We start from the raw sequence: 1008 nt of genomic DNA, 5'->3' as shown, positions 1-1008 counted from the left end.
GCCGTGCCGGGCGTTCCGTACAGGACTACAGGTGATTTGCTATCGCGGGGCAGGGCCTCGGCATAGAGGTTGATTAGCCTGGCCCCGCTGGCGTCCTCGCTGCGCCCCTTGGTGCTGGCGGTTGCCCACTGGATTGGTTGCCTCATTGCGGCCCCACGTCGATGTCATAGCGCGGCTCGCGCGTCAGTCCTGGATCTACTCGCAGCGTCGGGATGCGCGGCTTGGCGTTGGTGCGCTTGAGCACCGTTTGGGCGGCTCGAAGCTGGGCGGCGATCACCGGGTCAACGGGCTTGCCGTATTCCGGGCCGAGCTCCATTGCCAGGCCGAGGCGAATAGCCCGGTCGTAACCTGGCGGATACTCGACATCGGCGGTAAGTGCCGGAAGCTCTGTGATGGGCTTTGCCGATACCATCTTCAAAGTGTCGCCGGCTTGTGGCCATGACGAGAACACCAGGCGCCCCAGCGGGAATTCAGGAATGTAATAGGCGTACTGTACCCAATATGTCTCGGTGTCCTTCCAGGGGATCTCTGCCCAGGTGTTCAGGCTGCTGATGTCGATTGTCTGCTCGTAGCCTGAGCCGTCCCGGATGCGCAGGTGATGAATGAACATCGGCCGGGTGGTGTCGAAGTCTCCCCCCGGCCCGATGGTGTAGGAGCGTGCCGCTGTAAGCGTGAATGATTCGTGTGCCAGCACCGGGATCAGCAGCGACTCATTCGACCAGCCATCCATCATCTGCTTTGCAGTCTCGAGGGCGTCCTGCATCTCGCTGGGGTGGGCCTCCTCTCCAGCCGCCAATACGCCAATAGTGCGCAGGGCAGATTCAATCAGTCGCTTGGTGGTTGCCATGCTCGGCTCCTCGGGTCAGCGCCTCTTGGATCTTGGTGATCATCGTTGTCTGGTTGCTGCGCCTGTCCAACTTGATGCCCAGTCCTTCGGCCAGGTGAATATGCTCGTCCTTGGTCAGTGTATCAGGATCATCGTTGAAGGCGGCAAGCAGGGCGCGCTGT

The 1008-nt window shown here is 61.4% G+C and carries 2 protein-coding genes; both read right to left on the bottom strand.

Annotated elements, in window-relative coordinates:
- Positions 1 to 142: 142 nt before the first annotated feature.
- Complete coding sequence (locus ACESMD_RS15460; protein WP_372614719.1) at positions 143 to 847, bottom strand: hypothetical protein; 705 nt, start codon at positions 845 to 847, stop codon at positions 143 to 145.
- Positions 822 to 1008: hypothetical protein (locus ACESMD_RS15455; RefSeq protein ID WP_372614717.1), on the bottom strand; the 187-nt coding region annotated here is incomplete at its 5' end. The genes ACESMD_RS15460 and ACESMD_RS15455, both read right to left, overlap by 26 nt.

Source organism: Halomonas sp., assembly GCF_041689495.1.
In the GTDB taxonomy this organism is placed as follows: domain Bacteria; phylum Pseudomonadota; class Gammaproteobacteria; order Pseudomonadales; family Halomonadaceae; genus Halomonas.
The sequence above is the reverse complement of the archived record's forward strand: the minus strand, read 5'-3'. Positions and strand labels throughout refer to the sequence as shown.